The sequence below is a fragment of the Gammaproteobacteria bacterium genome (assembly GCA_011375345.1).
GTDB lineage: Bacteria > Pseudomonadota > Gammaproteobacteria > DRLM01 > DRLM01 > DRLM01.
This window is the reverse complement of record DRLM01000097.1, coordinates 1-2,731: the sequence shown is the minus strand read 5'-3', so window position 1 is coordinate 2,731 and position 2,731 is coordinate 1. Positions and strand designations below refer to the sequence as shown.

The following is a 2,731-nucleotide window of genomic DNA, read 5'->3' as shown; positions in this document are numbered from 1 at the left end:
GAAAAACTAAATTTTTCAACAAGCTGCCAAGAATCTGAAGGGGCCCATGACAAGGAGATGGCACCATGAGCGGCACACAATACTACTCGGCCAGGGCGGGCAGGGGCGCGCAAGCCACCCGGAACCTTTCCGATAACATGCAAACCCTGGCGGCCGCCGCCCGCGCCTTTTTCGGCACGGCCACGGAGATTCAGTCCGCCGTCGTCAACGAGTTTCTCGGCACCTTCAACATCAAGCCCGGAAGGCGAGCCTTCAAAGGCAGTTGCGATTTTCCCGAACCCTGCCGTCCCGACACCCACGTGGGCCGGCTGGTGCGCAGCGCCTATCCTGGCGAGTGCGTGCGCATCCCCGTCAAATTCCGCAATGCCACCGGCAAGCCGCGTGAGTTCGACTTCCGGGCCGAACAGCCCCTGGTCAACAGCCGCGGCGAACAAGCACGGCCCCTTAAGCTGTCCCGGACTACGGTGCGCTTGCTGCCGGAGCAAAGCGGTATGACGGTATTGAGTGTTGATCTGGACGATGCGTTTCGCACCGGTTACGAATACGCCACGGACATCATCATCGTCAGCGAAGGCTGCGAGCCTCAGCGCCTGAAAATAGTGATCAACGTGCAGAGCGACGATGCCTGTCCCGTCATCAAGCTCGGTTGTCCCTGCGACCCGCCGCTGCGGCCCCTGCGCTGGTATCATCATTACTATTGCGACCAGCCCCGGGCGGAGCGCACGCCTCAAAAACCCGGCGGGGAACGCTTCGCCCGGCGTGAAGCGGCCTCCTCCACCGCCGGGAACAAGCCAAAAAAACGAAAGGCTGAGGAGTGATCAATCTTCAGGTGTTGACCCAGCTTTTGTCCGACCCGGAGTTGAAAGAGCTCGCTTCCCGCATCATTGCCAATAAAATCAAAACCGATATCAAATCAGTGCAGGCCAGCGCCGAGCTGTCACGCCGTCTGCTGGAGCAAGGCCGCGCACCCGGCGACGGCAACCTGTTGCGGGAGGTGGCCAAGGAATACCTGGAGTTCACCTCCACCCTGGTGGACATGAGTCTGGCCTTCAACGAGCGTCTGTTGCAACAGCTCAAACAGGCGAAAACCGCCCCCGCCGCGGAAGCCGGCCCGGAAGGCCTGACCATGAACGTGGCGGCACCGCTGCATTCCACCGTGCGTGCGCCTTTCCGTCTGGAAAACAACCGCGCAGCTCCTCTCACCGCCCGTTTTGAAGTCACACCGTTCGTGAGCGAAGACGGTGCCAGCCTGGTCTCCGCCCCCTGCGCCTTTGATCCGCCTGCGGTGGAGTTGCAGCCGGGGCAGAATCAAAAAGTGTGCTTGATCATTCCCGTCACCGATGGCTTTGATCCGGGGAAAACCTACTACGCCACCCTGTCCACCGTAGGTATGGACGGCATGCAGATACTGGTAAAGCTGACGGTGGAAGCGCCGCAAGAAACCAAGCCCGCCTCCACAAAGAAGACCAGGGCGGCAAAAAAAGCCACAGCAAAGGCGAAAGCCAAGGCCAGGGCACGCGCCAAAAAGGCCGGCGCCGGAAGAGCGCAGCGTCGGTAGTGCCCGGGTGACTGGTTTCAGCACGCCGGGCACAAGAACGCAGAGGCCAAAACATTGAAATGCAGGCCACCTCGGCACAGCGGCGGCTTTCTACCCTTGGTTGGGGGGCAGTGCCAGCAATGATCAACACAACCGCTTGCCTCTGAGCGTGTACCCCGTGCCCTTCGTGGCAAAATGATGTGGATAAACCATGCCCCAACAACAAGCGATCCCGACTTTGAAATTCAACGAACGCACGGTGGCGGTCAACGAGACCCTGGCCGCCTTGCCCGATGCCGATCCCGTGCTCAGGCTCATCAAATGGCTCAGCACCGGTAACGCGTCCCGCGCCCCGGTGCGGGGCACGGTGCAGGCTTTGATCGAGGAAGGGCGGGCGTTTGCCGACACGCCCAGCGGCCGGCGCTGGCTCAGCCTGTTGGCGGACTCGCCCCTGGTGAAAAACGGCTGGGTGTTGTGGAATTATCTCAATCTGGATTTATTTCTCAAAGATGTGGACCAAAGCGCTGATTCGCCCGCTGATCTGGTGGAAAACATCATCAGGCGCATGAACGAGGACGACGTGGAGGCATATCTGAATACCTTGAACGCGGCGGTAATGGCTTATGCCGCCCTGGGCGGTGCAGGAACGGGGGATGCGGCCAATGAAACAAACGCCTGAGGTGCCGCCGGCTTTTGTGGAAGACGATCTTTTCGACGACCGCAATCAGTTTCTCCATTTCATGCTCGGCGTGATCGCCGTGGCCGAACGGGTGTTGACCACCCTGCCGGATGCCGATGAAAACATTGTTTCGCCCACGTCCGGTCCGGCCAAAGCGGCCCACGACAAAACGCCGATGCTGCGCTGAGCGATGTTAAGCCACGTCGCGCTTGATCTCATCGACCGGCCGCACCTGCCGGAACGCCATCAGCCCGATCTTGCCCTGTACAAAGAGTGGTATCACTTTAACGTGGTGGACGAAACCCAGGGTGTGGACCTGATCGTCAACCTCAGCCTGGACGGTGATATTTATCGCCCCGGCCACGGTGAAGCCAAGCTCATCGTATTGACCTGCCTGCATGACGACGACTGGCGCGGGGGCGTGGATGTCTTTGACGCGGCCGCCTTGAACATCAGGCCCAATACGGTGGATATTACCTTGGGTGAACAATGTGTTCGTTTCAACGATGGCCGTT

The 2,731-nt window shown here is 60.0% G+C and carries 5 protein-coding genes; all 5 read left to right on the top strand.

Translation table 11 applies throughout. The features are described from left to right. The first annotated feature begins 65 nt into the window (after positions 1-65). A complete protein-coding gene (locus ENJ19_07385) occupies positions 66-818 on the top strand; it encodes a hypothetical protein (GenBank protein ID HHM05551.1) in 753 nt (250 codons plus the stop codon). After that, a complete protein-coding gene (locus tag ENJ19_07380; GenBank protein ID HHM05550.1) occupies positions 815-1,558 on the top strand; it encodes a hypothetical protein in 744 nt (247 codons plus the stop codon). Before ENJ19_07385 ends, ENJ19_07380 begins: the two co-directional genes overlap by 4 nt. A gap of 190 nt (positions 1,559-1,748) precedes the next feature. Then, a complete protein-coding gene (locus ENJ19_07375; GenBank protein HHM05549.1) occupies positions 1,749-2,216 on the top strand; it encodes a hypothetical protein in 468 nt (155 codons plus the stop codon). After that, positions 2,200-2,403: a hypothetical protein gene (locus ENJ19_07370; protein ID HHM05548.1), complete on the top strand. Its 204-nt coding sequence runs from the start codon at positions 2,200-2,202 to the stop codon at positions 2,401-2,403. The genes ENJ19_07375 and ENJ19_07370 overlap by 17 nt, the downstream gene beginning before the upstream one ends. A gap of 3 nt (positions 2,404-2,406) precedes the next feature. After that, positions 2,407-2,731, top strand: a 325-nt coding sequence (locus ENJ19_07365; GenBank protein ID HHM05547.1) for a hypothetical protein, incomplete at its 3' end; no start/stop codon positions are given.

Bases quoted from the DNA above. Each gene is read 5' to 3' on its own strand.
- ENJ19_07385 (HHM05551.1), top strand. From the start codon at position 66: ATGAGCGGCACACAATACTACTCGGCCAGGGCGGGCAGGGGCGCGCAA.
- ENJ19_07375 (HHM05549.1), top strand. From the start codon at position 1,749: ATGCCCCAACAACAAGCGATCCCGACTTTGAAATTCAACGAACGCACG.
- ENJ19_07370 (HHM05548.1), top strand. From the start codon at position 2,200: ATGAAACAAACGCCTGAGGTGCCGCCGGCTTTTGTGGAAGACGATCTT.